The sequence below is a fragment of the Sphingomonas crocodyli genome (assembly GCF_004005865.1).
Lineage (GTDB): Bacteria > Pseudomonadota > Alphaproteobacteria > Sphingomonadales > Sphingomonadaceae > Rhizorhabdus > Rhizorhabdus crocodyli.
Map to the genome: position 1 here is coordinate 243,441 of NZ_SACN01000004.1, position 26,901 is coordinate 270,341.

Annotated in this window: 24 protein-coding genes and 1 tRNA gene; 16 read left to right on the plus strand and 9 right to left on the minus strand. The window is 65.0% G+C overall.

From position 1 onward, the window contains the following. Positions 1-6: 6 nt before the first annotated feature. The 4 genes from EOD43_RS21170 (at position 7) to cysQ (ending at position 5,117) form a co-directional block, all read left to right on the plus strand. Positions 7-1,341, plus strand: a complete 1,335-nt coding sequence (locus tag EOD43_RS21170) for an AmpG family muropeptide MFS transporter (protein ID WP_127746146.1) — start codon at positions 7-9, stop codon at positions 1,339-1,341. Between the two features lie 160 nt (positions 1,342-1,501). Continuing rightward, positions 1,502-2,404, plus strand: a complete 903-nt coding sequence (gene cysD, locus EOD43_RS21175; protein WP_127746148.1) for a sulfate adenylyltransferase subunit CysD — start codon at positions 1,502-1,504, stop codon at positions 2,402-2,404. Further along, on the plus strand, positions 2,404-4,323 hold the full coding sequence (gene cysN / locus EOD43_RS21180; RefSeq protein WP_127746150.1) for a sulfate adenylyltransferase subunit CysN: 1,920 nt from the start codon (positions 2,404-2,406) through the stop codon (positions 4,321-4,323). The genes cysD and cysN overlap by 1 nt, the downstream gene beginning before the upstream one ends. Next, positions 4,320-5,117: a 3'(2'),5'-bisphosphate nucleotidase CysQ gene (gene cysQ / locus EOD43_RS21185; protein ID WP_127746152.1), complete on the plus strand. Its 798-nt coding sequence runs from the start codon at positions 4,320-4,322 to the stop codon at positions 5,115-5,117. The genes cysN and cysQ overlap by 4 nt, the downstream gene beginning before the upstream one ends. A gap of 91 nt (positions 5,118-5,208) precedes the next feature. Here cysQ and EOD43_RS21190 read toward each other — a convergent pair whose 3' ends face one another. Beyond that, the gene (locus EOD43_RS21190) at positions 5,209-6,813 is read right to left on the minus strand and encodes a phytoene desaturase family protein (protein WP_127746154.1); all 1,605 of its coding nucleotides are present in this window, start codon (positions 6,811-6,813) and stop codon (positions 5,209-5,211) included. Between the two features lie 137 nt (positions 6,814-6,950). Here EOD43_RS21190 and EOD43_RS21195 point away from each other — a divergent pair, with 137 nt between their 5' ends. Genes EOD43_RS21195 through EOD43_RS21205 form a run of 3 tightly spaced genes read left to right on the plus strand, consistent with a single transcriptional unit; the run spans position 6,951 to position 11,171 of the window. Continuing rightward, positions 6,951-8,549, plus strand: coding sequence for a GMC family oxidoreductase (locus EOD43_RS21195; RefSeq protein WP_127746156.1), 1,599 nt, complete (start codon positions 6,951-6,953; stop codon positions 8,547-8,549). Positions 8,550-8,554: 5 nt separating this feature from the next. Further along, positions 8,555-10,555: an oxidoreductase gene (locus tag EOD43_RS21200; protein WP_127746158.1), complete on the plus strand. Its 2,001-nt coding sequence runs from the start codon at positions 8,555-8,557 to the stop codon at positions 10,553-10,555. A 1-nt stretch (position 10,556) separates the two neighbouring features. Beyond that, positions 10,557-11,171 carry an isochorismatase family protein gene (locus EOD43_RS21205; protein ID WP_127746160.1) on the plus strand — a complete coding sequence of 205 codons (615 nt, stop codon included), beginning with the start codon at positions 10,557-10,559 and terminating at the stop codon, positions 11,169-11,171. Here the strand turns inward: EOD43_RS21205 and EOD43_RS21210 are convergent. Beyond that, positions 11,168-12,004, minus strand: a complete 837-nt coding sequence (locus EOD43_RS21210) for an IclR family transcriptional regulator (RefSeq protein ID WP_164857384.1) — start codon at positions 12,002-12,004, stop codon at positions 11,168-11,170. The two genes, EOD43_RS21205 and EOD43_RS21210, sit on opposite strands and share 4 nt — an antisense overlap. Positions 12,005-12,194: 190 nt before the next feature. Between EOD43_RS21210 and EOD43_RS21215 the strand changes: the two genes are divergently transcribed. The 6 genes from EOD43_RS21215 to EOD43_RS21240 all read left to right on the plus strand — a co-directional run bounded on the left by EOD43_RS21215 (position 12,195) and on the right by EOD43_RS21240 (position 18,296). Next, entirely contained in the window at positions 12,195-13,367 is a 1,173-nt protein-coding gene (locus tag EOD43_RS21215; RefSeq protein ID WP_127746164.1) for a thiolase family protein, read from the plus strand. Between the two features lie 13 nt (positions 13,368-13,380). Further along, entirely contained in the window at positions 13,381-13,794 is a 414-nt protein-coding gene (locus tag EOD43_RS21220) for a Zn-ribbon domain-containing OB-fold protein (RefSeq protein ID WP_127746166.1), read from the plus strand. Between the two features lie 147 nt (positions 13,795-13,941). After that, entirely contained in the window at positions 13,942-15,165 is a 1,224-nt protein-coding gene (locus tag EOD43_RS21225) for an amidohydrolase family protein (protein ID WP_127746168.1), read from the plus strand. Positions 15,166-15,276: 111 nt separating this feature from the next. Next, positions 15,277-16,410: a phosphotransferase family protein gene (locus tag EOD43_RS21230; RefSeq protein ID WP_127746170.1), complete on the plus strand. Its 1,134-nt coding sequence runs from the start codon at positions 15,277-15,279 to the stop codon at positions 16,408-16,410. A gap of 25 nt (positions 16,411-16,435) precedes the next feature. Next, positions 16,436-17,491 (plus strand): phosphotransferase, encoded by a 1,056-nt coding sequence (locus EOD43_RS21235; RefSeq protein ID WP_127746172.1) that lies wholly within the window; start codon positions 16,436-16,438, stop codon positions 17,489-17,491. A 91-nt stretch (positions 17,492-17,582) separates the two neighbouring features. Continuing rightward, positions 17,583-18,296, plus strand: coding sequence for a hypothetical protein (locus EOD43_RS21240; protein ID WP_127746174.1), 714 nt, complete (start codon positions 17,583-17,585; stop codon positions 18,294-18,296). Between the two features lie 99 nt (positions 18,297-18,395). Here the strand turns inward: EOD43_RS21240 and EOD43_RS21245 are convergent, their stop codons facing one another. Genes EOD43_RS21245 through EOD43_RS21265 form a run of 5 tightly spaced genes read right to left on the minus strand, consistent with a single transcriptional unit; the run spans position 18,396 to position 23,164 of the window. Then, positions 18,396-19,517: a thiolase family protein gene (locus tag EOD43_RS21245; protein WP_127746176.1), complete on the minus strand. Its 1,122-nt coding sequence runs from the start codon at positions 19,515-19,517 to the stop codon at positions 18,396-18,398. Then, a complete protein-coding gene (locus EOD43_RS21250; RefSeq protein ID WP_206363617.1) occupies positions 19,514-19,915 on the minus strand; it encodes a Zn-ribbon domain-containing OB-fold protein in 402 nt (133 codons plus the stop codon). The genes EOD43_RS21245 and EOD43_RS21250 overlap by 4 nt, the downstream gene beginning before the upstream one ends. Then, positions 19,915-20,406, minus strand: coding sequence for a hypothetical protein (locus EOD43_RS21255; RefSeq protein ID WP_127746178.1), 492 nt, complete (start codon positions 20,404-20,406; stop codon positions 19,915-19,917). The genes EOD43_RS21250 and EOD43_RS21255 overlap by 1 nt, the downstream gene beginning before the upstream one ends. Positions 20,407-20,447: 41 nt before the next feature. Then, on the minus strand, positions 20,448-21,659 hold the full coding sequence (locus EOD43_RS21260) for a CaiB/BaiF CoA transferase family protein (RefSeq protein WP_127746180.1): 1,212 nt from the start codon (positions 21,657-21,659) through the stop codon (positions 20,448-20,450). Positions 21,660-21,676: 17 nt separating this feature from the next. Continuing rightward, positions 21,677-23,164, minus strand: a complete 1,488-nt coding sequence (locus tag EOD43_RS21265) for an aldehyde dehydrogenase family protein (RefSeq protein WP_127746211.1) — start codon at positions 23,162-23,164, stop codon at positions 21,677-21,679. Between the two features lie 217 nt (positions 23,165-23,381). On the opposite strand from EOD43_RS21265, the gene EOD43_RS21270 reads away from it, so the two are divergent. Continuing rightward, positions 23,382-23,684 carry a DUF4286 family protein gene (locus tag EOD43_RS21270; RefSeq protein ID WP_127746182.1) on the plus strand — a complete coding sequence of 101 codons (303 nt, stop codon included), beginning with the start codon at positions 23,382-23,384 and terminating at the stop codon, positions 23,682-23,684. A 44-nt stretch (positions 23,685-23,728) separates the two neighbouring features. Here the strand turns inward: EOD43_RS21270 and EOD43_RS21275 are convergent, their stop codons facing one another. Further along, positions 23,729-24,760, minus strand: a complete 1,032-nt coding sequence (locus tag EOD43_RS21275) for an NADP-dependent oxidoreductase (protein ID WP_240653440.1) — start codon at positions 24,758-24,760, stop codon at positions 23,729-23,731. A gap of 139 nt (positions 24,761-24,899) precedes the next feature. Between EOD43_RS21275 and EOD43_RS21280 the strand changes: the two genes are divergently transcribed. Beyond that, positions 24,900-25,655 carry an SDR family NAD(P)-dependent oxidoreductase gene (locus EOD43_RS21280; RefSeq protein WP_164857385.1) on the plus strand — a complete coding sequence of 252 codons (756 nt, stop codon included), beginning with the start codon at positions 24,900-24,902 and terminating at the stop codon, positions 25,653-25,655. Between the two features lie 31 nt (positions 25,656-25,686). Further along, on the plus strand, positions 25,687-26,706 hold the full coding sequence (locus EOD43_RS21285) for an aldo/keto reductase (protein WP_127746186.1): 1,020 nt from the start codon (positions 25,687-25,689) through the stop codon (positions 26,704-26,706). Between the two features lie 70 nt (positions 26,707-26,776). Here EOD43_RS21285 and EOD43_RS21290 read toward each other — a convergent pair. Continuing rightward, positions 26,777-26,853: transfer RNA gene (locus tag EOD43_RS21290), tRNA-Met, on the minus strand. Positions 26,854-26,901: the final 48 nt, after the last annotated feature.

The window sequence follows — 26,901 nt, forward strand, 5'->3', positions numbered from 1 at the left end:
CTGTGCATGAGCGAACCGGGGGACGGCGGCACGGCCGCGATCGATCAGAAGCGCGGCTGGCTGAACGCCATAAAGCCCTATACCGCGCCCGAGGCGCTGGCGGCTTTGTGCGTCGGCATATCCTCCGGCTTTCCCTACGCGATGATCGGCGCGACGCTGACGACCCGGCTCGCGCAATCGGGGATCGACAAGAAGGCCGTCACCGCCTTCTCGCTCGCCTTCCTCGTTTATAATCTCAAGCCGCTATGGGCGTGGATGGTCGACGGCGTGAAGCTGCCGATCATCGGGCGGATGGGGCAGCGCGTGTCGTGGATGCTGCTCGCGGGCGTGCTGGTGATCGCGGCGGTCGCCAATCTCGCGCTGGTCGATCCGCAGGCGAGCCTGACGCGCACCGCCGTCGCCGCGATCCTCGTCGGCTTGGCGGGCGCGACCTTCGATATCGTGATCGACGCTTATCGCATCGAGATGCTGAAACCCCACCAACTGGGCGTCGGCGCGGGCATGAGCCAATATGGCTGGCGGATCGGATCGCAGCTGGCCGCCTCACTCGCGCTGCTGCTCGCCGCGCGCGTGGGCTGGGCTGGCGGCTATCTCGCTTGCACGATGTTCGCATTGCCCGCGATGCTGACCGCGCTGGTGATGGGCGAACCCGAACGCCACCGCGAACCGACCGAACGGCGCGGCCTGCGCGCGAGCGTGGTTTCGATCTGGGGGCCGTTCGCGGAGTTCTTCCAGCGATCGGGCGCCTGGCTCGTCCTCGCCTTCATCCTGCTCCACAAGATCGGCGACACGCTGGCGAACCTGACCGTCCGCCTGTTGTTCAACGACATGGGCTACAGCAACGACGCGATCGCCATCTATGATGTTGGCGTCGGCTTCTGGACCTTCCTGGCCGGCATCTTCGTCGGCGGCATTCTCTATGCGCGGATGGGCCTCAAGCGATCGGTTATGCTCAGCCTGTGGCTGATGGCGCTGACCAATTTGAGCTTCGCGGGCCTTGCCGCCTCCGGCCATCCGTCCAATCTGGCGATGGCGGCGACGATGGGGTTCGAGAATTTCGCGAGCGGGATCGGCGGCGTCACCGTGATCGCTTACTTCTCCGCCTTGTGCGACCTGCGCTTCACCGCGTCGCAATTCGCCCTGATTTCGGCGGCAGCCTCCGTGGTCGGTCGCTTCGTGACCGGAACCACCGCCGGCGCGATGATCGAGGCGATGGGTTATGTCGAATTCTACCTGCTCACGACCGTCGCCGCTTTGCCCGGCATCATCCTGTTCTGGATCATGGCGCGAAACGGCCTGATCGAGCAGTCGATCGGCAGTGCGGGTACCAAAGAGGAATAGGGCAGCTTTCCAGCCGCTAAGATAAGGCCGCTTCCTGCGCGCGCAGGTCCGCCCATATGGGTCGGCCTGTGAACAGCTTTTCCGTTATGTCCGAAAATCCGAAGCGCGCCATCGCCTTGCGCGCCGGCGTCGGCATAGCGTCGCGCGCATGGAAACGAGCATGAAAACCCTGACCCATCTCGAACGGCTTGAGGCCGAGAGCATCCACATCATCCGCGAGGTGGTGGCCGAATGCGAAAAGCCGGTGATGCTGTACAGCGTCGGCAAGGATTCGGCGGTGATGCTGCATCTGGCCAAGAAGGCCTTCTATCCGGCGCCCCCGCCCTTCCCCCTGCTCCACGTCGACACGACCTGGAAGTTCAAGGCGATGTACGAGCTGCGCGAAAAGGCCGCGCGCGACGCGGGCATGGAATTGCTGATCTACCAGAATCCCGAAGCGATCGAGAAGGGGATCAACCCGTTCGATCATGGCGCGCTCCACACCGACATGTGGAAGACCGAAGGGCTGAAGCAGGCGCTCGACAAATACGGGTTCGACGCGGCCTTCGGCGGCGCGCGCCGCGACGAGGAAAAGAGCCGCGCAAAGGAGCGGGTCTTTTCGTTCCGCACGGCTTCGCACCGCTGGGATCCCAAGAACCAGCGCCCGGAATTGTGGAACCTCTACAATGCCCGCAAGGCGAAGGGCGAGAGCATCCGCGTCTTCCCGATCTCCAATTGGACCGAGCTGGATATCTGGCAGTACATCCATCTGGAGGACATTCCGATCGTCCCGCTCTATTTCTCCGCACCGCGCCCGACCGTGGAGCGCGACGGGATGCTGCTGATGGTCGATGACGATCGCTTCCCGTTGGAGCCAGGCGAAGTGCCGGTCGACCGGTCGATCCGTTTCCGCACGCTTGGCTGCTACCCGCTGACCGGCGCGGTCGAGAGCACCGCGGCGACCCTGCCCGAGGTCATTCAGGAAATGCTGCTGACCACCACGTCCGAGCGGCAGGGGCGCGCGATCGACAAGGATGCCGGCGGCGCCGGCATGGAGAAGAAGAAGCAAGAGGGGTATTTCTGATGACCGAACCGGCCAGCAGCGAGAGCCCCACCTACGTCGTCGACGCCCTCATCGCCGAGGATATCGACGCCTATCTCGAGGCGCATCGCAACAAGAGCCTGCTGCGCTTCATCACCTGCGGTTCGGTGGACGACGGCAAATCGACCCTGATCGGCCGCCTGCTCTACGATTCGAAGATGATCTTCGAAGATCAGCTGGCGGCGCTCGAAGCCGACAGCAAGCGCGTGGGCACGCAGGGGCAGGAGATCGACTTCGCTTTGCTGGTCGACGGCCTCGCCGCCGAGCGCGAGCAGGGGATCACGATCGACGTCGCCTATCGCTTCTTCGCCACCGAGAAACGCAAGTTCATCGTCGCCGACACGCCGGGCCACGAACAATATACCCGCAACATGGTAACGGGCGCGTCGACCGCCGACCTCGCCGTCATCCTGATCGACGCGCGCAAGGGCGTGCTGACCCAGACGCGGCGGCACTCCTATCTCGCGCACCTGATCGGCATCCGGAACATCGTGCTGGCGGTGAACAAGATGGACCTGGTCGATTATGACGAGGCCGTCTTCAACCGGATCGTGATGAGCTATCGCAGCTTCGCGGCCGAAATCGGGATCACCGCCTTCACCGCGATGCCGATTTCGGGCTTCAAGGGCGACAATATCACGACGCGTTCGGGCAAGACCCCCTGGTATAAGGGGCCGACGCTGATGGAGCATCTGGAGACGGTGCCCGTCGACGCCGACAGCGATCGCGCGAAGCCGTTCCGCCTGCCGGTGCAGTGGGTCAATCGCCCCAACCTCGATTTCCGCGGCTTTGCCGGGCAGATCTCGACCGGCACGATCAAGCCGGGCGATCCGGTGCGCATCCTGCCGTCGGGTAAGACCAGCACGGTCAAGTCGATCGTCACCTATGACGGCGATCTGGAGGAGGCCGGCGCGGGCCAGTCGGTCACGCTGACGCTGGCCGACGAGGTCGATTGCTCGCGCGGCGACGTGATTGCCGCCGCAGATGCTCCGCCGCAGGTCGCCGACCAGTTCGAGGCGACGATCGTGTGGATGGCCGATGAGGAGATGCTGGCGGGCCGCGCCTATTGGCTGAAGCTCGGTACCCAGACCGTCAGCGCGACGATTTCGCAGCCCAAATATCAGATCAACGTCAACACGCTCGAACAGCTTGCGGCCAAGACGCTCGATCTCAACGCGATCGGGGTCGCGAACCTGACCACCGACAAGGGGCTGGTGTTCGAACCCTATGCGGATTCGCGCGCGCTGGGCGGGTTCATCCTGATCGACAAGATGACCAATGCGACGGTGGCGGCGGGCATGCTCCACTTCGCGCTCCGCCGCAGCCAGAACGTCCATTGGCAGGCACACGATATCGACCGCGCGCACCATGCGAACCTGAAGAACCAGAAGCCCGCCGTGCTGTGGCTTACCGGGCTCTCGGGTGCGGGCAAATCGACGATCGCGAACCTAGTCGAAAAGAAGCTGGCGCGGATGAACCGCCACACCTTCCTGCTCGACGGCGACAATGTGCGCCACGGGCTCAACAAGGATCTGGGCTTCACAGATGCCGATCGCGTCGAGAATATCCGGCGCGTGGGCGAAGTCGCCAAGCTGATGACCGATGCGGGCCTGATCGTCATCACCGCCTTCATCTCGCCCTTCCGCGCCGAGCGCGACATGGTCCGTTCGATGGTCGCGGCGGGCGAGTTCTTCGAGGTGCATATCGACACGCCGCTGGCCGAGGCCGAGGCGCGCGACGTGAAGGGTTTGTACAAGAAGGCGCGGTCGGGCGAGTTGAAGAACTTCACCGGGATCGACAGCCCTTATGAGGCACCCGACGCGCCCGAGATCCGGATCGATACGACCAAGTTGTCACCCGAACAGGCCGCCGACCTGATCGTCGAGAAGCTGCTCGGATGAGCGCGCTCCTCGACCAGATCGTCCGTATCGCGGTGGATGCGGGCAAGGAGATCATGGCGGTCTATGAGGCGGGCGCCTGCACCACCGAGACCAAGGGTGACGGATCGCCGGTGACCGAGGCCGATGCGCGCGCCGAGGCGGTTATACTCGCGGCGCTCGCACAGGTCGCGCCCGATGTGCCGGTGGTGGCTGAAGAGGAAGCCGCGGCGGGGCGCATCCCCGAATGTGGGGGCAGCTTCTTCCTGGTCGATCCGCTCGACGGGACCAAGGAGTTCATCAACCGCAACGGCGAGTTCACCGTCAACATCGCGCTGATCTCGGGCGACGCGCCGGTCGCGGGCGTCGTCTATGCGCCCGCGCTCGGGACGATCTGGGCGGGCGCTGCCGGCGCGGGCGCGCGGATGGCGCCGGTTGCCGATGGGGTGATCGGGGCGTGGAGCGACATTACCGTGCGCCCGGCCAATGACGGGCCGATCGACGTGGTCGCCAGCAAATCGCACATGACCGACGAGACCAAGGAATTTCTCGAACGCTACAAGGTCGGCCAGCTGATCTCGGTCGGCTCCTCGCTCAAATTCTGTCAGGTGGCCCAAGGTCTGGCCGATCTCTACCCGCGCCTCGGCCGGACGATGGAATGGGACACGGCGGCCGGCGACGCGGTGCTCCGCGCAGCCGGCGGTATGGTCAAGTCGATCGACGGCACCCCGATGCGCTATGGCAAGCGCCAGCAGGCCGACGACGTCGATTTCGCGAACGGCTGGTTTGTGGCGAGCGGGGCTGCGGGGCTGTTCTAACTCTTCGTCACCCCCGCGAAGGCGGGGGCCCATCCGAAGCCTTCTCTCGCGGAGAGATTGGATAGGTTCCCGCCTTCGCGGGAATGACGGTTTAGAAGATCCGCAATCGCCCAAGCACGCTGCGATCCCGCAAAATCTCCCGCGCGGCATTGTGCCCCGGCGCGCCCGTAACGCCGCCGCCCGGATGCGTCCCCGCACCGCACATATAGAGACCGCGTATCGGCCCGCGATAGGCACCGTGGCCGAGCACCGGGCGCGCCGACCAGAGTTGGTCGAGGCTCATCGCCCCATGAAAAATGTCGCCGCCGACGAGACCGAACTTGCGCTCCAGATCGAGCGGCGAGTGGATCTGGCGCGCGATCACCGATGCCCTGAAGCCCGGCGCATGGCGCTCGACGGTGTCGAGGATCAGGTCCGCCGCCGTCTCGCGCTCGTCGTCCCAGCTGCGGCCGTCGGGCAGGACGGGCGCGAATTGCTGGCAGAAAAGGCTGGCGACATGGCCGCCGGGCGGGGCAAGGCTGTCGTCGATCGTCGAGGGGATCAGCATCTCGACGATCGGCTCACGCGATATCCCATCCCGCTTAGCGTCGAGATAGGCGCGGTCCATATAATTGAGGCTGGGCGCGATCACGATGCCCGATCGATGGTGCTCGCCGGGTTCGGGCAGCACCGAGAAGCGCGGCAGTTCGGACAAGGCAACGTTCATGCGGAAGGTGCCCGACCCCGCCCGAAAGCTGCGGATGCGGCGCAGGAAATCGGCGTCGAGATCGGCGGGGTCGACCAGCCGCTCGTAGAGCAATTTCGGCCCGACATTGGCGGCGACCAGTGGCGCGACAATCTCCTCCCCGCTTTCCAGCCGTACACCCGCGACGCGGCCGCCGTCGACGAGCAGCTTCGCCACCGGCGCCTCCAGACTGATCTCGACGCCCATCGCGCGGACGACCTTCGCCATCGCCTGCGTGATCGCGCCCATGCCGCCGGCAACATGGCCCCACGCGCCCTTGTTTCCGTTCACCTCGCCAAAGACATGGTGGAGCAGGACATAGGCCGACCCCGGCGTATCGGGGCTGGCGAAATTGCCGACGACCGCATCGAAGCCGAAAGCGGCCTTTACGGGATCGCTTTCGAACCAGCCGTCGAGGAAGGTCCGCGCCGACTTGGCGAAGAGATCGAGCAGGTCACGTTGCCGCTCGATCGGCAGGCTGGCGATCCCCCGCCCCTGCCGTGCCGCCTCGATCAACGCGCGCAGCCCGCCGCCGACATTGGGCGGCGCCCGGAGCGCGAGCGAGCGCAGCACATCGGCCACGCCCTCCAGCGCGTCATAATAAGCCGGCAGCGCCGCAGCATCCTTCGCCGAGAAGCGTGCAAACTCGGCCTGGGTGCGAGCGAGGCCGCCACCGAGCTTGAGATAGCCGTCGTCCAGCGGCAGGAAATTGGAGATCGGCCGTTCGATCACGCGATAGCCGTGATCGGCCAGCCGCATGTCGGCGATCACCTTCGGCTGGAGCAGGCTGACCGTATAGCTCGCCGCAGAATTGCGGAAACCGTGATGGAATTCTTCGGTAACCGCGGCCCCGCCGACGACATCGCGCCGCTCGACGATGCGCACGCGCAGACCCGCGCGGGCGAGGTAGAAAGCGCAAACGAGCCCATTATGCCCGGCCCCGACGATGATCGCGTCGTAACGGGCGGTCATCGCCCCTCCCAAATTGCATAGTCCCCCATATCGACAGAGGGCTACCGCATCGGCCGTGCGGCCCACAAGCCGCGCCTTGACCGAACCGATCGGTATGGCCAAGCCAATCGAAACAATATTCGCGGGTGGGGAACGGGATGCTCGAGGCGGATTATGTGATCATCGGGGCGGGTAGCGCAGGCTGCGTGCTGGCGAACCGCCTGAGCGAGGATCCGAACGTGAGCGTCGTCCTGCTCGAAGCGGGCGGCAAGAGCGATACGTTGCTGGTCAACATGCCGGTCGGATCGGTCAAGCTGATGGGCAATCCCGATTATGACTGGATGTACCTGACCGAGCCCGATCCTTCGATCAACGGGCGGCAGGTGCTGTGGATCTCGGGCAAGATGCTGGGCGGCGGTTCGGCGATCAACGGCACGATCTACATCCGCGGTTCGAAGACCGATTATGACGGCTGGGCCGCGAATGGCTGCACCGGCTGGAGCTGGGACGAGGTTCTTCCCTATTTCAAGAAGGCCGAGAATTATGGCGGGCCGGACACCGGCAGCGACAGCATGGGCCATGACGGCCCGCTGAGCGTCGAGCCGATCCGCACGCCGCACGAAATGACCGAAGCCTTCGTCCAGGCGTGCGCCGAAACCGGCCTGACCCGGATCGAGGATTATTGCGCGGGCGACGTCGACGGCGTCTTCCACAACTATTTCAGCCAGAAAAGCGGGCGGCGCAGCAGCACCTACGAAGCCTATCTGAAGCCCATCAAGGGGCGCCGGAACCTGACCGTGCTGACCGGCGTACTGGCGGACAAGGTGCTGTTCGACGGCGACAAGCGCGCCACCGGCGTCCGCTATCGCGACGGCAATGTCGTGCGCGAGGTGACGGCGAAGCGCGAGGTGCTGGTGAGCGCGGGCGCGATCCATTCGCCCGCCCTCCTCCTCCGTTCGGGCATCGGCCCGGCCGACGAGCTGCGCGAACTGGGCATCGACGTGGTCGCCGACGCGCCCGAGGTGGGCAAGAACCTGCAGGAGCATGCCAGCGTGCCGCAGAGCCGCTTTGTGGATGTCGAGACGCTCAACACCGCCGCGACCTCGATGAAGCTGCCGCTCCACTTCCTCCAATATCTGTTCATGGGCACCGGTCCGCTGACCTCGCCCCCGGTGCAGGCGATCGCGAACACGCGCTCCGATCCCGGCATGAACCATCCGAACATCAAGCTGTCGTTCGGGCCGGTCGCGGTCGACAGCCACACGCGCCAGCCGCACAAGCGCGCGGGGGTGACGATCTTCGTCAACTGCTCCCCGCCCAAGAGTCGCGGCGAAATCCGCCTGCGCAGCGCCGATCCGGCGGTAAAGCCGGTCGTCGATCACCGCCTGCTCGGTTCGCCCGAGGACATGGCGACGATGATCGCCGCGATGAAGCAGTGCGAGACGGTGTTCGAAGCGCCCGCGCTCGCGAAGCACGTCACCGGGCGCCACCTGCCCGAACAGCCGCCCAAGAGCGATGCCGAGTGGGAGGACTATATCCGCGCCCGCGCCGGCATCGGCTTCCACCCCGTTTCCAGCTGCCGGATGGGCGGAGACGCGCGGTCGGTGGTTGACCCGGCCCTGAAGGTGCGGGGAGTGTCGGGCCTCAGGGTGATCGACGCCTCGATCATGCCCGATATGCCCGCCGCCAACACCAACGCCCCCACGATCATGATCGGGGAGAAGGGCGCCGACCTGATCAAGAATGAGAGGCGCTGATCGCCATGACCAATCCGCATTATCCGCATCTGTTCAGCCCCTTCACCGTCGCCGGGGTCGAACTGAAGAACCGCCTCGTCATGGCGCCGATGTCGACGTCGCTGGGCGGGGTCGACGGGGCCGTCACGCCGTCGCAGATCGCCTTTTATCGCGAGCGCGCACTGGGTGGCTTCGGGCTGATCATCGTCGAGTTCACCTGCGTCGATCCGAAGACCGGCCGCACCGAGGAGCATCAGCTCTCGCTCGACAGCCGCCGCAATCTGGACGGCCATTATCGGCTGGTGGAAACGATCCACGCGGCGGGCGCCAAGGCGTTCCTGCAGCTGCAACATGGCGGGCGCTTTGCGAAGGGCAGCTATCTGGCCGACGGCGTCGTGCGCGGGCCGATGGAGGTCCGTTCGCGCAAGGATCCGAACAAGATCGTCGTCGCGCAGATGACCGACGATGAGATCCAGCACCTCGTCGAAGCCTTCGGCCGTTCGGCCGCGCTCGCCTCCGAAGCGGGCTATGACGGGATCGAGCTGCACGGTGCGCACGGCTATCTGCTGTCGCAATTCCTCTCGCCCTTCAGCAACCAGCGCGACGACAAATGGGGCGGCGATTTCGAACGGCGCCTCGCCTTCCCCACCGCCGTCATCAAGGCGGTGAAGGCCGCGATCGGCGACAAGCCGCTGTGCTTCCGCATCTCGGCCGACGAATTCCTGAAGGGCGGCCTTTCGGTCGAGGACAATGCGCTGATCGTACCGCACCTCGTCGCCGCCGGCGCCGACATGCTCCACGCATCGACCGGGCGTGGCCCCGAAGCATTCGATAAGGTGATGGAGCCGATGTCGGCGCCCGAAGGCTGGCGCCTGCCTTATGCGAAGAAGCTGCGCGAAGCCGCCAATGTGCCGATGATTGGCGTCGGCCAGATCCGCTGGCCGGAGACGGGCGAAGCGGCGTTGATCGAGGGCGATTGCGATCTCGTGGCGCTCGGCCGCCCGTCGCTGACCGATCCGGCATGGCCCAAGAAGGCCGAAGCGGGCCTGCGCGACGAGATCCGACCCTGCACGAGCTGCAACTGGTGCATCGCGCCCGACAATCTCCACCGCATCGTCTGCGCCGAAAATCCGCGCACCGGCAGCGAACTCGATGCGGACTTCGCCGCCGATCTGGGCCTTGGCCGCAAGGCCGTGGTCGTCGGCGCGGGACCGGGAGGCATGGCGGCTGCGCTGATGCTCGATCAGGCGGGGTTCCAGACGACGCTGCACGAGGCGAGCGACGAACTGGGCGGCGGGCTGATCGCGTCGGCGACCCCGCCGGGCAAGGACAAATTGTTCTGGTATCGCGACTATCTGGTCCGCCGTCTGGCCAAGAGCCGGGTTGCGGTTCGCCGCGGCCATCGCGTGACCGCCGACGAGATCGCCGCCGAAGCGCCCGACCTCGTCTTCGTCGCGGCGGGCACCACCACGCGGCCGATGTCGATCGACGGGATCGACGATCCGATGGTGCTCGATGCCTATGAACTGCTGATGGGCCATGCCCTGCCCGGCGTGCCGGCCGGCGGCACCGCGATCGTCTACGGCGGCGGCGAGACTGGCTGCGAGGCGGCCGAATATATGGCCGAACATGGCGCGCGCGTCGTGCTGGTCACGCGATCGGGCGCGCATCAACTCGCGCGGTCGGCGGAGATCGTTTACCGGCTCGGCCTCGTCGCGCGGATCAACGCCAATCCGGCGATCGAGGTGGTCGCCGAAAGCGAGATCGTCCGCATCACCGATGGCGAAGTGACGGTACGCGGCAAGGATGGCGATACCCGCGTGATCGAGGCAGCCCGCCTGCTGATGGCGCAGGGCCGCGATCCGCTCAACAAGGTCGCCGACGATCTCGTGGCCGCCGGCGTGCGCTGCTATCTCGTCGGCGACAGCCGCAAGGTCGGGCGGATCGGCGACGCGGTCCACACCGCCTATCAGGCGATGCGTGCACTTGCCGCCGATCGCGTGCCCCTCCAGCCGCTGGCCTGCTGAGATGAGTTCGCGGCTTCCCGGCCTGCTGGCCCCCGGCAAAGTGGCCGTCGTGCTGGTCGAGGCGCAGAGCGGCGTGATGGGCGCCGCGGCACCCTGGCCCGCGCTGAGCGAGGAGGCCGAGCGTGTCGGCCTCGTCCGCAATGCTGCCAAGCTGGTCGCGGCAGCGCGGGCGCGGGGTGCGCCGGTGATCCACTGCACGGCGGAAAATCTGGCTGGGCGCTTCGGCCAGAACGTCAACGCCAAGCTGTTCGCGACCGCAGCCAAGGTGCGCGGCGGGGACGCCACGGCGGGCGACGCGCCGCTGCCCGAACTGCATGACCCCAGCGACATCGTGCTGCCGCGCTATCACGGGATCAGCCCGATGACGGGGACGCCGCTCGACTCGCTGCTGCGCAACGCGGGGATCACGACGATCATTCTCGTGGGCGTATCGGTGAGCTTCGCGATCCTCAACACGACGATGGACGCGGTGAACCGCGCCTATCAGGTGATCCTGCCGCAGGACGCGGTCGCCGGCTTCCCGCGCGACTATGCAGAGGCGGTGATGACCAATACCCTGTCGATGCTGGCGACGATCGCGCCCACCGACACGATCGTCGAGGCCTGGCAGGCTTAGGGAATACGCCCACCAATAAAATTGGTGACGCGATCGCAGACTTCGCGGACGCGGCGGCCGACATGCTGGACCTCGCTGCCCTTCATCGGGCGGATGAAGCCCATCACGCCGATCACGAACGCGATCTTGCCGCGCGGATCGAACACCGGGGCCGAGACCGAGCCGAGATTATATTCGCGCTGTGGATCGAGTTCGCTCACCAGATAATCGGTCTGGTCGGTGCGATAGACGAGCGACTGGGCATGCCCTTCGTTCATCACATGCACCTTGCGCAGCGCGATCTGGAAGCCCCAGCGGCGGACGAACTCGATGCTTTCGCGCATCTTGCGGCGCTCGTCATCGCTGGGGGGCGGGAGCGCGCGATCGACCCAGGCGTCGACCTCCGCATCGCTCGACCAAGCGACGAACACGCTGCCGAAGGGCGGGCGCAGCGGAATGCGCGTGCCCGGAAAGATCGACCAGCCGAGATGTGAGACCGACGATGCGCGCTCGCGCACCACGGCCTCATCCTTTTCGAGGAAGATGGCTGCGACGATCACGTCGAATTCGTCGGCCAGCGCGCGCATTTCGGGCGCGGCGACCTGAAGCGGCGACAGGCTGCCGCGCGCGGCCTCGGCCAGGCGCGCGAGCGCGGAGCCGAGCAGATAGGTCTTCGAATTGCTGCGATAGAGATAGCCCGCCTCGACCAACGCCGCGAGCAGAGCATGGCAGGTCGCGCGGCTGATCTTGAGCGACGAGACGATGTCGGTGAGCGTGAAGGCCTGCCCCGGATGATCGGCAAAGAAGTTGAGAACGGCAACCGTACGTGCAACCGCGGGAGAAAGCCGAGACATCGTCATCTTTCGCTATTTCGAAACGATGTTGCTATAAGTTACGACTATGCGACGGGCAAGCCGCCCACCCCACAAATGAAGGCCCCTCTTTCGATATTCCGAACCCACGGACGATTCGCGATCGAGGCGCGTGATTTGCGATTTCGAAAAACACGATTAGGAAATCGATCCGGAGAGGGAGACGAAGCGCATGGTCGACGTCGTCATTTCGGGGATCGGGCAGTCGGCGGTGGGCCGAAAGGTCGATCGCAGCGGGATCGCGATGACGGTCGATGCGGTGATCGCGGCGCTCGCCGACGCCGGGCTCGATCGCAAGGATATCGACGGGCTGTCGACCTATCCGGGCAAGCTGACCGGCAACCTCGCCCACTTCTCCCCCGTCGGCACGCACGAACTGATCGAGGCGCTCAAGCTCAGGCTCGACTGGTATAATGGCGGTGGCGAGGGTGGCGCGCAGCAGGCGGGGTTGCTGAACGCGGTGGCCGCGATCAAGGCCGGTTACGCCCGTCACGTCATCGTCTTCCGCACGCTCAAAGAGGGCAGCGGATCGCTCTACTGGCAACAGGCGGCCGGGCCGAGCGCGCAGCGCCAGCGGGTTGGCGATCGCTTCGAATATCTGATGCCCTTCGATGCGCTGACGGTGATCAACTATGTCGCCATGTCGATGCAGCGCCATTTCCACCTGTACGGAACGACGCGGCGACAGCTGGGCGCGATCTCGGTCAACGGCCGCACCAATGCGGCGCTGAACCCGGCTGCGATCTTCCGCGATCCGATCACCATCGACGATTATCTGGCGTCCAGGATGATCTCGACGCCGATGTGCATCCTCGATTGCGATGCGCCGACCGATTCCTCGATCGCATTCATCCTGTCCAATGCCGAGGCCGCGCGCGATCTCCGGTCGACGCCGATCACCATCGAAGCGATGGCGGGCGCGCTCCACAGCGCGGCAAGCTGGGACCAGACCGACATGCCGCATATGGGCGCGCACGATGCGGCCCGGCAGTTATGGAGCCGCACCGCGCTCAAGCCCACCGACGTCGACGTCGCACAACTCTATGACGGGTTCAGCTTCCTCACGCTCACCTGGCTCGAGGCGCTGGGCTTCTGCGGGATCGGCGAAGGTGGCGCATTCGTCGAGGGCGGGCATCGGATCGCGCGCGACGGCGAACTGCCGCTCAATACGCATGGCGGACAGCTGTCGGCCGGGCGCACCCACGGCTTCGGCTTCGTGCGCGAGGCGGTGATCCAGTTGCGGCGCGAAGCCGGCGAGCGGCAGGTGCCGGGTGACCCGCAAGTCGCCATCGCCTCCGCCGGCGGCGGACCGCAGGCCGGCTGCATGCTGCTGACGCGGCGATAAGGGAGGCGAGGATATGTCCGATAGCTATCAGCGCCCCCTGCCGATCCTGACAGACGAGAACCGCCATTTCTGGCAAGGCGGCAGGGACGGCCACCTGCTGCTGCTCCGATGCCGGGATTGCCGATATTGGGTTCACACGCCCCAGCCGCGCTGCACCAATTGCCTGAGCGAGGCGCTGACGTCCGAGCCGGTGTCGGGCAAGGCCGAGGTCGAAACCTTCACGATCAACATCAAGCCGTGGGGCAAGGGCATGAAGGTGCCCTATGTCATCGCCGTCGTGGCGCTACCCGAACAGCCGGGCCTGCGCGTCACCACCAACATCGTCGATATCGATCCCGAGGCGGTGTATATCGGCATGGCTGTCGAGGTGCGCTTCGAACAGGATGAGGATGTGTGGCTGCCGATGTTCGCGCCCGTCGCCAATTGACCGCAAATCGGCCCGAAACTGATCAGGCGTCCATGCTTCCCCACCGCAAATCGATCATGCACGCCTTGCGCTTGACCAAATGCGATCATGTATGAAAACATGACACATCATTCGATATAGTGAATATTCTGACTTGGGAGAGTCGTGATGAGTGCAGGTACGGGAGCCGACGTCGAAACCCTCGATCGGGGCGCGAAGGACAAGCCCTTCACCTACAAGATCGTCGATGCCGATGCGCATGTGAACCCGCATCCCAGCTTCTGGCAGGAATATCTACCCAAGCATCTGCGCGACCTCGCGCCCAAGATCGAACATGCCGACGATGCCGACTATGTGATCTTCGAAGGCAGCCGCAAGAAGCTGAACCTGATGGGGCAGCAGGCCGGCCGCAAGGGCAAGGACTTCAAGCTGGAGGGCCGCCTGTCGGACGTGCGCTCGGGCGGCTGGGAACCGGCGGCACGCCTCGCCGACATGGACCTCGACGGCATGGACGCGGCGGTCCTCTACGGCGGTGGCCCGCTCGGCACGCTCAACATGGAACTCTATATCGAGAGCTTCCGCGCCTATAACCGCTTCCTGGCCGATTTCTGCGCTTATGATCGCCGCCGCCTGTGCGGTGCGGCCTATCTGCCGATGCGGTCGGCCGAGGAAGGGCTGGCGATGCTCAAGGAAGCGGTCGCCTTGGGCTTCACCACGGTCAACATTCCCGGCTTCCCGCAGAGCACGAAGGACACCGCCGCCCCGTCGGCCACCGGCGCTTCGCAGAGCATGGGGGCGCAGGCCGCCGCGCTGACCGGCGATCCGTTCGGCGAGCTGCGCTATGACGATCCGTCGTTCGACAAATTCTGGGCCGCGGCCTGCGATTACGACATCGCACTGACCGTCCACCTGGGCGGGCGCATCGTGCGCTTTGCGGAGAAGGACAAGATCCTCGCCGACATGGTGATGAGCAAGTTCGCGATGGCCGAGCCGATCGCGATCCTGATCTTCAGCGGCATCTTCCAGCGTTTCCCCAAGCTCAAATTCGGCGCGATCGAGAGCGGATCGGGCTGGATGGCGTTCGCGGCGCACTACATGGACCGCACCTGGGAAAAGCAGCGTTACTGGACCGAGAGCCCGCTGAAGGAGCCGCCGAGCTTCTACATGGATCAGAACGTCTATACGTCGTTCATCAACGATCGTGTCGCGGTCGAAACGCGGCACATGCCCGGCGCCAAGAACATCATGTGGTCGTCCGATTATCCGCATTCGGAAACGACCTTCCCGGATTCGGCGGCGGTGATCGCGCGCGACATGGCGGGCATTCCGGAGGCGGACAAGCACGCCATCATCTGCGGCAACGCGTTCAACTTCTTCCGTATCGGCCAATAAGCACCGCCCGATACGCCAAACCGAAAGGCGGCCGCCCCTTCCCGGGACGGCCGCTTTTCTGCACTCTCAAACGGCGCACATTCGCGCCAGATCGAAGGGAAACGGCTGCGCATGTCGGCGACCGAGGAATATCGTCCCACCAATCCCAGCTTCAAACAGTCGAACGTGGCCGAGACGATCGGCCGTGACCTGGCCGAGACCGCCGCGCAGCTTCGCGAACTGGTGAGCCAGCATGTTGCCGGCGGCGTGCCGGTCGAGATCGAGAATCTCAAGCTGCCGGTCGGCGCGGGCAATTCGAACGAGACGATCCTGTTCGACGCGCGCTGGACGCAGGATGGCGTTGCGCAGCAGCGCGGCATGGTGCTGCGCATCGCGCCCAATGGCTATCAGCTGTTCAAGGATCCGCGCATCGCCGATCAATATCGCCTGATGCAGGTGCTGACCGAAGTCGGGAAGGTGCGCGTCGCCACCCCGCTCCATTTCGACGGTGGCACCGAGCCGTTCGGCGCGCCTTACTTCCTGATGGGCAAGCTCGACGGCTTCGTGCCCGTCACCTTCCCGCCCTATAACAGCGCGGGCAAATTGTTCGATGCCACCGTCGCGCAGCGCCGCACCGCGTGGGAATCGGCGATGGAGCAGCTTTGCGAGATAGCGCTGACCCCGCTCGATAAGGTCGCCTTCCTCGCCGACAATCCCGACGACGGCGATTTCGACGCGCATTTCAAAATGACGCTCGACGAGTGCCGCTGGTCGAAGGCCGATCACGTGCCGATCATCGCCGAGACCGAGGCGTGGCTGATCGCCAACAAGCCGAAGAATCCGCCGGTCGGCCTCAGCTGGGGCGATGCGCGGATCGGCAATATGATGATCGGGCCGGACTTCCGGATTTCGGGCGTGATGGATTGGGAGCAATTGTCGCTGGGCGGTGCGCTGCTCGATCTTGGCTGGTGGCTGTTCTTCGACGCGTTCCACAGCGTCAATCTAGGTCTCACGCGGCTCGAAGGGCTGGGCACGCGCGACGAGACGCTGGCCTATTTCCGTGGCCGCACCGGCATCGATACGTCCGAAATCCAGTGGTACGAGGTTCTGGCTGGCTACAAGCTCGCTCTGATCATGGCGCGCAAGCTGATCATGGAAAAGTCATCGGACCCCGGCAACAACGCCAACAACAATATCATCACGATCCAGCTCGCCCGATCCCTGGGGATCGATGCGCCTGCCGACGTGATCGAAGAAATCGCCTGATAAGACAGATAAGGGGACCAAGAGGATGCCGAACCCAGCGCCGCTCAAGCTCGACGAAGCGCTTTCGCCTGCCTGGCTCAGCTGGGCCTTGTCGCAGGCCAACGGCCCGGTCGACGTGACCGGAGTGGAGGTGCTGGAGGAGCTTGGCCCTTCGGCCACCAAGGTCCGCTTCAAGGTCACCTACGGCGCGAACCGGCCGGAGGGGCTGCCCGATCAATATTGCCTGAAGGGCGTATTCAAACCCGAACTGCTCGGCGAATATCTGAAGCAGGGCACGCAGGTGAACGAGATCGGCTTCTTCCGCGATTGCGCGCCGGTCATGTCGCTCAACACGCCGCGCTGCCTCTATGCCGGGCTCGACGAGGAGACGCTGGCCGGCATCATCATCATGGAGGATCTGATCCCGGCGGGCGGGCATTTCCTGACCGCGATGTCGGCCTATACCGCCGATCAGGCGGCGGGCAGCGTCGATCAGATCGCGCGGCTGCACGGTGCGAGCTGGGGCGACGCCAAGTTGGCGCCCTTCCCCTGGGCGAAGCCGCGCATGGCGCAACTGGCCAGCCTGCCCTGGCTCGAAGCCGGCAAGCTGACCGACCTGCTTAAGGGGTCGCGCGGCGACGCCCTGCCCGACGCCTATCGCGACGGCGCGCGCGTGCTCGCATCGATGAAGGCGCTAGCCGAGCGTGACGAGAAGTACGAACGCTGCCTCGTCCACGGTGACGCGCATGCGGGCAACGTCTTCGAACAGGATGGCAAGATCGGCCTGATCGACTGGCAGGTGCTGCAGCGCGCGAACTGGTCGCTCGATTTCGCCTACCATGTCGGCGCCGCGCTCGATGTCGAGGATCGGCGCAAGAACGAGCAGGATCTGCTGCGCTTCTATCTCGACCGCGTGAAGCAGTACGGCGGCAATCCGCCCGCATGGGACGAAGCCTGGGCGCTCTATCGCCAGTCGGTCTCCTACGGCTTCTTCATGTGGACGATCACGCTGCGCGTCGAACCGCAGATCATCGAGCGCTTCTGCACGCGGCTTGGCACCGCCGTCGTCGACGGCGGCGGGTGGGATCTGCTGGGAGTTTGATTTTCCGCGATACCGTTCTGCCCCCGGCTAGTGGTTGGCCAGGGGCAGAACGCGGTCTAGCGTCATCTGCAAACAGGCGGGAGAGGCCGACGTGCAGGATTATGTCACCCTACATCTGACGAACATTGCCAAGGGCCGCGAGGCCGATGCCGAGCGGCATTTCGAGGAGGTGCATGTTCCCGCGGTCAGGAAGCTGCGCGGGTTCAAGGACGTGCAGCGTTTCACCTGCTCGCCGCACCAGCTGATGCCGATCATCCAGCCGTGGACCCACGCGACGCTCTACAATTTCACGCTCGCCGATCCCTCGATCGACCTGCCGGCGATCGCCCCTTTGCTGGCCGACGTGCGCGAGGCGGGGATCACGGCGGCGGACGATGCCGAGCGGACCTACAGCTACCGCATGTATCATCCGTGGAAGTATAGCACGAACTACACGCCGGGCCCGCTGAGCCACCTGATGTTCCTGCTCGCCAACTTCACGCCGGGGCATGAGGCCGAATATCACAAATGGTACGACGACGTTCACAGCGTCGAAGTGTCGGAATCGCCCGGCTATGTCGGCATGCGGCGCGGGCGGCTGTGTGAGGTGCAGGTGCCGCCGGTGCGCTATTGCCCCGGCGACCAGCTGATCCTTGGCGGCATCCAGGTCGACGATGCCGAGTTGAAGCCGACGCTGCAGGAATTCTTCGACCGCGCCGAGGGCAAGAGCCCTTCGGGCGTCGCCTGGGGTCCGCGTTCGGGCACCGCGTCGATCGCGCGCACCGTCCATATTTTCCGGAGCATCAGCGGGCCGCACACGGCCTGAACATCACCGTCACCCCCGCGAAGGCGGGGGCCTATCCGGTGTCTTCACCCGCGGAGAGACTGGATGGGTCCCCGCCTTCGCGGGGATGACGATGGAGGATTAGAGGGTGAGCAACAGGCAGGAGGTGAAGGCTTCCGCGCCGCTGCTGACCGCCGTGACCTGCGGTCGCTTCGGCACCTGCCGCTCGCCCGCCTCGCCGCGCAACTGGACGCAGGCTTCGTGGAGCGCGCCGAAGCCGTGCATGCGGCCGCCCGACAATTGCCCGCCATTCGTATTGAGCGGCAGTTCGCCGTCGCGCGCGATCCGGTGGCCGCCCTCAATGAAGCGTCCGCCCTCGTTGCGCGGGCACAGGCCCAGCGCCTCCATCCAGCGCAGGGTGAGGACCGAGAAGCCGTCGTAAAGCTGCGCCATGTCGACATCGGCAGGCTTGAGATCGGTGCGCGACCACATCATCGCCGCCGCCTCATCGAAACCGGGCGCGGAACCAATCGCAGCGATGTTGATCCCGCGTTTGGCGTCATTCACGAGATCCGCGCGCGAGACGATGAAGGCGACCGATCCGTCCATCGGCACGTCGCAATCGTAGAGGCACAGAGGATCCGAGATCATCCGCGACGCCAGATAATCGTCGAGGCTCATAGGATCGCGATAGACCGCCGCCGGATTGAGTGCGGCATTGGCGCGGGCGACCACAGCGATCTGGCCGATCTGCTCGCGGGTCGTGCCGCTTTCGTACATGTAACGCTGCATCGTCAGGCCGCCATAGGTCGAATGGCTGGCGCCGATCGGGTCGATCCACTGGCTGCGCTCGCGCTGCACGCCGCTGCGCATCGTTTCGGAGCGGCTGCCGATCTGAGTCTGCGCCGAGGATTCCCAGACGGTGCGGAAGCACAGGACATGGTTGGCGAGGCCCGCGCCGATCGCCGCCATCGCGGTGACGATCGCGCCCAGCTGCCCCGGCAGTTCGGATGCGCCATTATACCAGCGCAGGTTGAGGCCGAGCAGTGAGCGCATATCGTCCGCCCCCGCGCCCGACATGCCGGGTGTCGAGGCCAGCGCGCCGGGATAGGTCGAAACGCCATCGATCTCGGCCGGCGTCAGCCCCGCATCGGCGATCGCCGCAAGTGCCGCCTGCGCGGTCAGGCTCCACGGATCGCGGCCGAGCCGCCGCCCGCAATCGGAGATACCGACTCCGGTGATTAGAGCTTTGCCTTCGATCATGGACGGAACACCGGAATGAAAGCCTCTTCGGCCTGTTCGAACTCGACCGCCACCTTCATGCCGATTGCCACATCCTCGACCGCAACCCCGACGATGTTCGTCTGCACGAACAGCCCCGCCTGCTCCTCCAGCTCGACATCGGCGATGACATAAGGGGGCGGCATGCCCGGCTTCCACTGATAGCGATTGATCGTGAAACTATGGACGGTGCCTTTGCCCGACACCGGATCGAAGCCGACATCCGTCGAATGGCATCGCCGGCACAGCGGCTGCGGCGGATGCATGTAGAAATTGCAGGCGCGGCAATGCGCGATGCGCAGCACGCCATCGGCGCCCGATCTCCAGAAATCGGCAGTGCGAGTGGTAAGGGGCGGGGCGACCCGCTGCATATCGCTCATCAGGCGTCCTTGATCGGGCCGGGCAGGACGATGCCGCGCGGCTTCCACGGCGGCGGGTTTTTGATCGCCGGCACCGCCCCCTGCTTCGCGCCTTTCGACGCGAGCAGATCGAGGAAGTCGGCCATGTCCTGCTCCGCGCAGAAGGACGATCCCTCCCCCGCGATGATGCCCAGCGTCTCGCACCCCTCCGGCCCGGCGATCCACGGCCCGAACGTATCGCCATGCATCAGATAGATGTGGCTGCCGGCGGTGCAGAGCGTGTCGCCGACCATCATCTCGCCCTTCAGGATGAAGACGACATGATCGCCATGATGGCCGTGTTTGCGCTGGATCATGCCCGGATCCCAACGGTTCCAGAAGCTCATGAAGCGCGGGCTCATCTCCATGAAACGCTCATGGACCGAGGCCGAGCGGCCATCCGCATATTCTATGCGAACGACCTCATGTTCCTCGACATCGTCGACATGCTTGATCCGCGGGCCACCCAGCATCGTCCTCTCCTCCGTGCATGGTCAGGCGCAAATGGGGTGGCTTATTGCGCCACGCCCTCCGCCTTGAGCCGGGCGATCGCGGCATCGTCATAGCCGGCCGAACGCAGCAATTCCTCGGTATGCTCGCCCATGCCGGGCGATCCCTTGGGCGCGCGCGGCCCCGCCTGCCCGTCGAACGAGGTCGGGCCGGCGATGACGCTGACTTCGGTGCCGTCGGGCGCCTTCATGTTGAACATCATGCCATTGGCATGGACCTGCGGATCGGCGCGAACATCCTCGATCGTCTGTATCAGCTCCCACGGCGCATCCCACGCTTCGAAGATCGGCTTCCAATGATCGAGCCAGCCATGCTTGATAATCTCGGCGGCGATCTGTTCGACCAAAGCGGAGCCGTTCGCCATGCGCGACTTGTTGTCGGCAAAGCGCGGATCGTCGATCAAATCTTCGCGCCCGATCATCTTGCACAGGCCCGGCCATTTGGGCTGCGGATCGAGCAGCATCAGCTGGATCATGCGGCCATCGTTGGTGGGGTAAGCATACATCAGCGGGAAGCGATGGATGTTCGGATTGTGCGCAACATAATCGGGCGACTGCGAATAGGTGATGTCGGCCGACAGCATCCACGTCGCGGTCGACAGCAGCGAGGTATCGACGACGCTCGGCTCACCCGTCATCGCGCGCTTGTAGAGCGCGCTGGCAATCCCGAAGGCGAGCGCGACCGAGCCCGAATGGTCGCCAAACGCCGCACGCGGCGGGGTCAGCGGCTGGCCGGGAGGCGTGAAGGCATAGGCTAGACCACCGCGCGCCCAGAAGGCCGAGGCGTCGAAGCCCGGACGATCGGCATCGGCGCCCTTGAAGCCGAAGCCGTTGCCGCGCGCATAAATCAGCTTGGGGTTCACCTTGCGCAGATCGTCGATGTCGAGGCCGAGGCCCCGGATCGCCTTGGGGCGCAGGCTGGTGAGAAAGACGTCGGCGGTCTCGATCAGCTTGAGCATCGCCTCCCGCCCCTCAGGCTTCTTGAGATCGAGCGCGATCGACTTCTTGCCGCGATTATTCTGTTCCATCGCCAGATTGACGGTGCCCACCTCGCGTCCGTCGCCGATGTTGAGCGTGCGATAGGGATCGCCCGTGCCGGTCGGCTCGACATGGATCACCTCGGCGCCATGATCGGCCATCAGCACGCTGGCGCCGGGCACGAACACATATTGGGCGAGTTCGACGATGCGGACGCCGGCGAAGATTTCGTTGATCATGATTCTGCCCCCGATGATCAGGCGATGATGTTGAGGCCGCAGACCTGCTGATACAGGCGCAGACCTTCGATGCCGCGTTCGCGGCCGATACCGCTCAGCCGCTGCCCGCCCGACGAGGCGAAGGCGCTGAGCATGCCACCATTGACGTTGACGGTGCCCGATTTGATCCGCGTCGCCACCTCGACCGCCTTGGCGCGGTCCTTGCCGTACACGAAGCCCGACAGGCCGTAGTCGCAGTCATTGGCGATCTCGACCGCATGATCGAGATCGCGATAGCCGATCACGCACACGACGGGGCCGAAGATCTCCTCCTGCGCGGCCGGATTGCTGTTGTCGGCGACGTCGAGGACGGTCGGCTCGAAGAAATAACCCTTGTCGATCCCGGCCGGGCGTTTGCCGCCCGCGACGATCTTCGCGCCGGCATCGGTTGCCAGCTTCACGAAATGCTCGCACCGCGCGACCTGCGCGGCGCTGATCACAGGGCCCATTGTGGTCTTGGGATCGAGCGTGTCGCCGAGCACGACATTGGCGAGCGATTTCTTCATCGCTTCAAGCACCGCCGGCTTATCCGCTTCTGGCACGAGGATGCGGGTGCCGAGCGCGCAGCCCTGGCCCGAATGCGCGAAACACACCGTCGCCGCAGCATTGCCCGCCTGATCGACCGCATCGGGCAGGAACAGCTGGACCGACTTGCCGCCGAGTTCGAGCTGGAGCCGCTTCATCGTGTCGGCCGCCTGGATCATCACCTGCTTGCCGACCGCGGTCGATCCGGTGAACACGACCATGTCGACCGACTTGTGCGTGGTCATCAACCGCGCGCCTTCCAGCCCATGTTCGAGGACGACGTTGACGACGCCGGTGGGCAGGCCCGCATCCTCCGCCGCCTTGGCGAAGAACAGCGCCGAAATCGGGGTCAGCGGGCTGGGACGCAGGATGACGGTATTGCCGGTCGCGAGCGCAGGCATCACCTTCCACAACGCCGTCATGAACGGATAATTATAGGCCGCGATCGCCGCGACGACGCCGATGGGCGTGTAGCGGCGCATGCTCTGCGAGACCATGCCATAGGCATTGGCGCGCTCACGCAGCGGCAGCGGATTTTCCTCCATCTCGGGCAGCGCCAGCATCAGATCGAGAATGTCGTGCGCATGCTGCAGCGGCGACGGCACCTGCGCGAACATGATCGGCGAATTGCGCAGGCATCCCGCCTCCGCGACCACCACGTCAGTGATGTCGCCCGCATATTTGGCCAGCGCATCGGCATAGCGGCGCAGGATCGCGACGCGCTCGTCACGGCCCATCTTGCCCCAGGGGCCGGTGTCGAAGGCGCGACGCGCCGCGTCGATCGCCTGCCCGACCTGATCGACCGAGACCTCGGCGATCGTCGCGATCACGCTCTGATCGGCGGGATTTTCCACGGTGAAGGTCGCGCCCTGGCCGGCGACATAAGCGCCGTCGATATATTGCGACGTCTGTTCAGCAAGCGTGATCGTGGGCGATTGCATAGTCTCGGACACCCCGCCTAAGTTCGAAATGCCGAATTTTGTGTCGGCTTATGTTCAATGCGGTAGACGACCCGCGCGCATCAAGTCAATCGGCGGATAAGCCGTTCCGATATGCCGATCCGCTCGATTGCTTGTCCATTCGCGATGGCGAAGAGGTCTCTTGTATCGCGAACCGGGCCTGCCCTATTCCCGCGCGAGAGCATCGAGGGAGAGGGAAATGGCGCGTTACATCCTGCTGGCCATGAACGGACCGACCAGCCCCGGCGAGGACGCCGCCTATAACGCATGGTATGATGAGACCCATGTCCCCGATCTGCTCGCCTGCCCGGCGGTCAAATCCGCGCGGCGCTTCAAGGCGGTGCAGCAGAAGGGGCTGAACAACCCCTATGTCGCGCTTTACGAGATCGAGACCGACGATCTGCAGGCCGTGCTCGCACAACTGCCCGCACCGGACGTGCCCTTCTTCGACCGATCCTGTTCGACGAGCATCGTTGCGATCGAGATGGAGCCGAAAGACTGAGATAGGTCGGCCCTCCCCGGAGTTTCCCGAGGAGGGCTACAGGATCAGGCGTCCTTGGCGACCTTGATCACGACCTTGCCGACATTGGCGTTCGACTTGAACAGGCTCTCGAACGCAACCGGCGCTTTCTCGATACCGTCGAACACGGTCTGCTTGATCTTGATGCTGCCATCCTCGACCCAGGCGCGCATCTGATCGAGCGCGGGCTTGCCACCGACGATCGCACCGTTGAAGCCGCGAATCTCCAGCCCCTTGAGCATGATCATGCGCAGCAGCCACGGCATGCGATCGGGGCCGGGCCCGTAATCGGGCACGTCATAGTTGGAGATGAAGCCGCACGACGCCCAGCGCGCACCATATTTGACGAGCGGCAGGACGGTGTGGGTCACGTCGCCGCCGACATTGTCGAAGTAGAGATCGATGCCATCGGGCACGGCCGCCTTGAGCTTCTCCTCAAAGTCCGCCGCCTTGTAATCCACGCAGGCATCGAATCCCGCCGCAACCACCGCGGCGCACTTTTCGGCACCGCCCGCAATGCCGACGACCCGCGCGCCCTTCAGCTTGCCGATCTGCCCCGCGATGATGCCGACCGCACCGGCGGCGGCCGAGATCACGACCGTTTCGCCTTCCCTGACCCGGCCGACCGTGACCATGCCGGCATAGCTGGTCTGCCCCGGCATGCCGAGCGCACCGATCGCGCCCGAGAGCGGCGCATTCTTCGCCGGCTCGATCTTGCGCAGGTTCTGCGTGCCAGCGCCGACCACGGCATATTCGCGCCATCCGCTGCGGCAGATCACGAAGTCGCCGGGCGCATAGCCCTCAAGATTCGATTCGACGACCTCCGACACGGCGTCGCCGATCATCACCGAATCGAGCGGCACGCCGTTATTTCCACCGAGCGGCTTTTCATCGAGGCCGAGGCGCATGAACGGATCGACCGACAGCCAGATCGTGCGCAACAGCATCTGATCGGGGCCGGGCGTCGGGATCGGCGCGGTTTCGGTGGTAAAGTCGCTGGCCTTAGGAAAACCCTGCGGGCGCGCCTTCAACAGAACCTGCTTCATCACGTCGGCCATTCGGTCCTCCCATCCATTCAGTTCGCATATGCGACTATTATTCTCGCGTTTCGACGTTGCCGGAACGCGCGTCAAGCCGCTCGCTTGCATGGATTGCGACAATAGAGCTAGTTCAATCGCAGACATAGAGGAGAGGGTGATGGGCAGGCTGACGGGCAAGGCCGCGATCGTGACCGGGGCAGGACAAGGCGCGGGCGCAGGATGCGCGCTGGCTATGGCGAGCGAAGGCGCGTCGATCCTGCTCGTCGGACGGACCCTGTCGAAGCTCGAAAGCGTAGCCAAGGAAATCGAGGCGCGCGGCGCAAAGGCCGTGCCCTTCTCCGCCGACATCACCGATCGCGCCGCGCTGCGTGCGATCGTCGACAAGGCGGTCGAGGCATTCGGCCGGATCGACGCGCTGGTGAACGCGGCACAGGCGCCCGAAATGCGATCGGCACGGCTGCTCGATATCGACGACGATGTGGTGCAGGAACTGTGGACCTCCGGTCCGGTCGCAACGCTCGCGCTGATGCGTTTCTGCCACCCGCATATGAAGGCCGCCGGTGGCGGGTCGATCATCAATTTCGCCAGCGGCGCGCTGCGCGTGCCGGCGGACTATGGCGTCTATGCCGGATGCAAAGCCGCGATCGAGACGATCGGCCGCGCGGCGTCGGTCGAATGGGGACCGGATAATATCCGCGTGAACACGGTCGTTCCCTTCGTCCTCTCGCCCGCAATGGATCTCGACATGCCGGCCGATGTGCAGGAGCGCGTCGCCGCCAAACTCCCCCTCCGCCGCCTTGGTCGCCCGGAGGAGGATATCGGCCGCACCGTCGCTTTCCTGGCCAGTGAGGATTCCGCCTATATGACAGGCAATCTGGTCACGCTCGACGGCGGCTCGTGGAGCCAGAAATAGTCTCGCCCAGAACCATCTAGGGAGAATCGCGATGCGTTACCGCCGCCTCGGCCGTTCGGGCCTGCTCGTCTCGGAACTTTGCCTGGGCACCAACACCTTCGGCGGTGGCGCCAATTGGAAGACGCTCGGCGCGCTCGACCAGACGGCAGCCAATGCGGTGGTGGGCGCGGCGCATGAGGCCGGGATCAACTTCATTGACACCGCCGACATGTATGGCGCGGGCGAATCCGAACAGATCGTCGGCCAGTCGCTGCGAGATCTAGGCATCGCCCGCGGCGATATGGTGCTGGCCACCAAGGTCGGTGGCCGGATGGGCAAGACACCCAATGATCTTGGCGCCTCGCGCGCGCATATCATCGCGGGCGTCGAGGCGAGCCTGAAGCGGCTCAACACCGACTATATCGACGTTTACATGATCCACTTCGCCGATCCGGCCACCCCGATCGAAGAGACGGTGCGTGCGCTCGACGATTTGGTCCGTGCGGGCAAGATCCGTTATGCGGGCTGCTCCAACTTCCCGGCCTGGCTTTTCGCCAAGGCGCATGGCGTCGCCGCGCGCGAGGCGCTGCACCGCTTCGAAATCATGGAATCGCATTATTCGCTGCTGACGCGCGACCTTGACGAGGAAGTGATGCCAATGGCCGCCGATGCCGGGCTTGGCCTGCTGATCTGGGGTCCGCTGCTCGGCGGGCTGCTCAGCGGTAAATATGGTCGCGACGGCGGCGGCGAAGGTCGTATGGGCGGGCATGTGCCCGACAGCATCGGCCGCGATCGCCTGTTCGACGCGATCGACGTGCTCCGCCCGATCGCCGACCGGCTGGGCGCCAGCCCTGCACAGGTCGCGCTCGCCTGGGTGCTGCAGCGCCCCGCAATCACCAGCGTGCTGTTCGGATCGCGCAACCCCGATCAGGTCCGCGACAATGTCGCCGCCAGCGATCTCGTGCTCAGCGCCGAAGATGTCGCCGCGCTCGACACCGTCGGCGCTCGCCCGGTGAGCTACGCCCACACGGTGGTCGGCAACGCGGCCAAGGATCGCATGCCCTACCGCTGAGCCCCAAAACGCGGAAAGCCCCACGAGCTTAGTGCTCTGGGGCTTATTGCTGTTGTGTTTGCTTGTGCTTTGGTTGCGGGAGCTGGATTTGAACCAGCGACCTTCAGGTTATGAGCCTGACGAGCTACCGGGCTGCTCCATCCCGCGTCAACCAAGGTGTTGGATCAGGGGACGGAGGCGGAGCCTCCGCAAGGC

Coding starts and splice junctions, on each gene's coding strand:
- EOD43_RS21170 (WP_127746146.1), top strand. CDS start 7: ATGAGCGAACCGGGGGACGGCGGCACGGCCGCGATCGATCAGAAGCGC.
- cysD (WP_127746148.1), top strand. CDS start 1,502: ATGAAAACCCTGACCCATCTCGAACGGCTTGAGGCCGAGAGCATCCAC.
- cysN (WP_127746150.1), top strand. CDS start 2,404: ATGACCGAACCGGCCAGCAGCGAGAGCCCCACCTACGTCGTCGACGCC.
- cysQ (WP_127746152.1), top strand. CDS start 4,320: ATGAGCGCGCTCCTCGACCAGATCGTCCGTATCGCGGTGGATGCGGGC.
- EOD43_RS21190 (WP_127746154.1), bottom strand. CDS start 6,813: ATGACCGCCCGTTACGACGCGATCATCGTCGGGGCCGGGCATAATGGG.
- EOD43_RS21195 (WP_127746156.1), top strand. CDS start 6,951: ATGCTCGAGGCGGATTATGTGATCATCGGGGCGGGTAGCGCAGGCTGC.
- EOD43_RS21200 (WP_127746158.1), top strand. CDS start 8,555: ATGACCAATCCGCATTATCCGCATCTGTTCAGCCCCTTCACCGTCGCC.
- EOD43_RS21205 (WP_127746160.1), top strand. CDS start 10,557: ATGAGTTCGCGGCTTCCCGGCCTGCTGGCCCCCGGCAAAGTGGCCGTC.
- EOD43_RS21210 (WP_164857384.1), bottom strand. CDS start 12,004: ATGTCTCGGCTTTCTCCCGCGGTTGCACGTACGGTTGCCGTTCTCAAC.
- EOD43_RS21215 (WP_127746164.1), top strand. CDS start 12,195: ATGGTCGACGTCGTCATTTCGGGGATCGGGCAGTCGGCGGTGGGCCGA.
- EOD43_RS21220 (WP_127746166.1), top strand. CDS start 13,381: ATGTCCGATAGCTATCAGCGCCCCCTGCCGATCCTGACAGACGAGAAC.
- EOD43_RS21225 (WP_127746168.1), top strand. CDS start 13,942: ATGAGTGCAGGTACGGGAGCCGACGTCGAAACCCTCGATCGGGGCGCG.
- EOD43_RS21230 (WP_127746170.1), top strand. CDS start 15,277: ATGTCGGCGACCGAGGAATATCGTCCCACCAATCCCAGCTTCAAACAG.
- EOD43_RS21235 (WP_127746172.1), top strand. CDS start 16,436: ATGCCGAACCCAGCGCCGCTCAAGCTCGACGAAGCGCTTTCGCCTGCC.
- EOD43_RS21245 (WP_127746176.1), bottom strand. CDS start 19,517: ATGATCGAAGGCAAAGCTCTAATCACCGGAGTCGGTATCTCCGATTGC.
- EOD43_RS21250 (WP_206363617.1), bottom strand. CDS start 19,915: ATGAGCGATATGCAGCGGGTCGCCCCGCCCCTTACCACTCGCACTGCC.
- EOD43_RS21255 (WP_127746178.1), bottom strand. CDS start 20,406: ATGCTGGGTGGCCCGCGGATCAAGCATGTCGACGATGTCGAGGAACAT.
- EOD43_RS21260 (WP_127746180.1), bottom strand. CDS start 21,659: ATGATCAACGAAATCTTCGCCGGCGTCCGCATCGTCGAACTCGCCCAA.
- EOD43_RS21265 (WP_127746211.1), bottom strand. CDS start 23,164: ATGCAATCGCCCACGATCACGCTTGCTGAACAGACGTCGCAATATATC.
- EOD43_RS21270 (WP_127746182.1), top strand. CDS start 23,382: ATGGCGCGTTACATCCTGCTGGCCATGAACGGACCGACCAGCCCCGGC.
- EOD43_RS21275 (WP_240653440.1), bottom strand. CDS start 24,760: ATGGCCGACGTGATGAAGCAGGTTCTGTTGAAGGCGCGCCCGCAGGGT.
- EOD43_RS21280 (WP_164857385.1), top strand. CDS start 24,900: ATGGGCAGGCTGACGGGCAAGGCCGCGATCGTGACCGGGGCAGGACAA.
- EOD43_RS21285 (WP_127746186.1), top strand. CDS start 25,687: ATGCGTTACCGCCGCCTCGGCCGTTCGGGCCTGCTCGTCTCGGAACTT.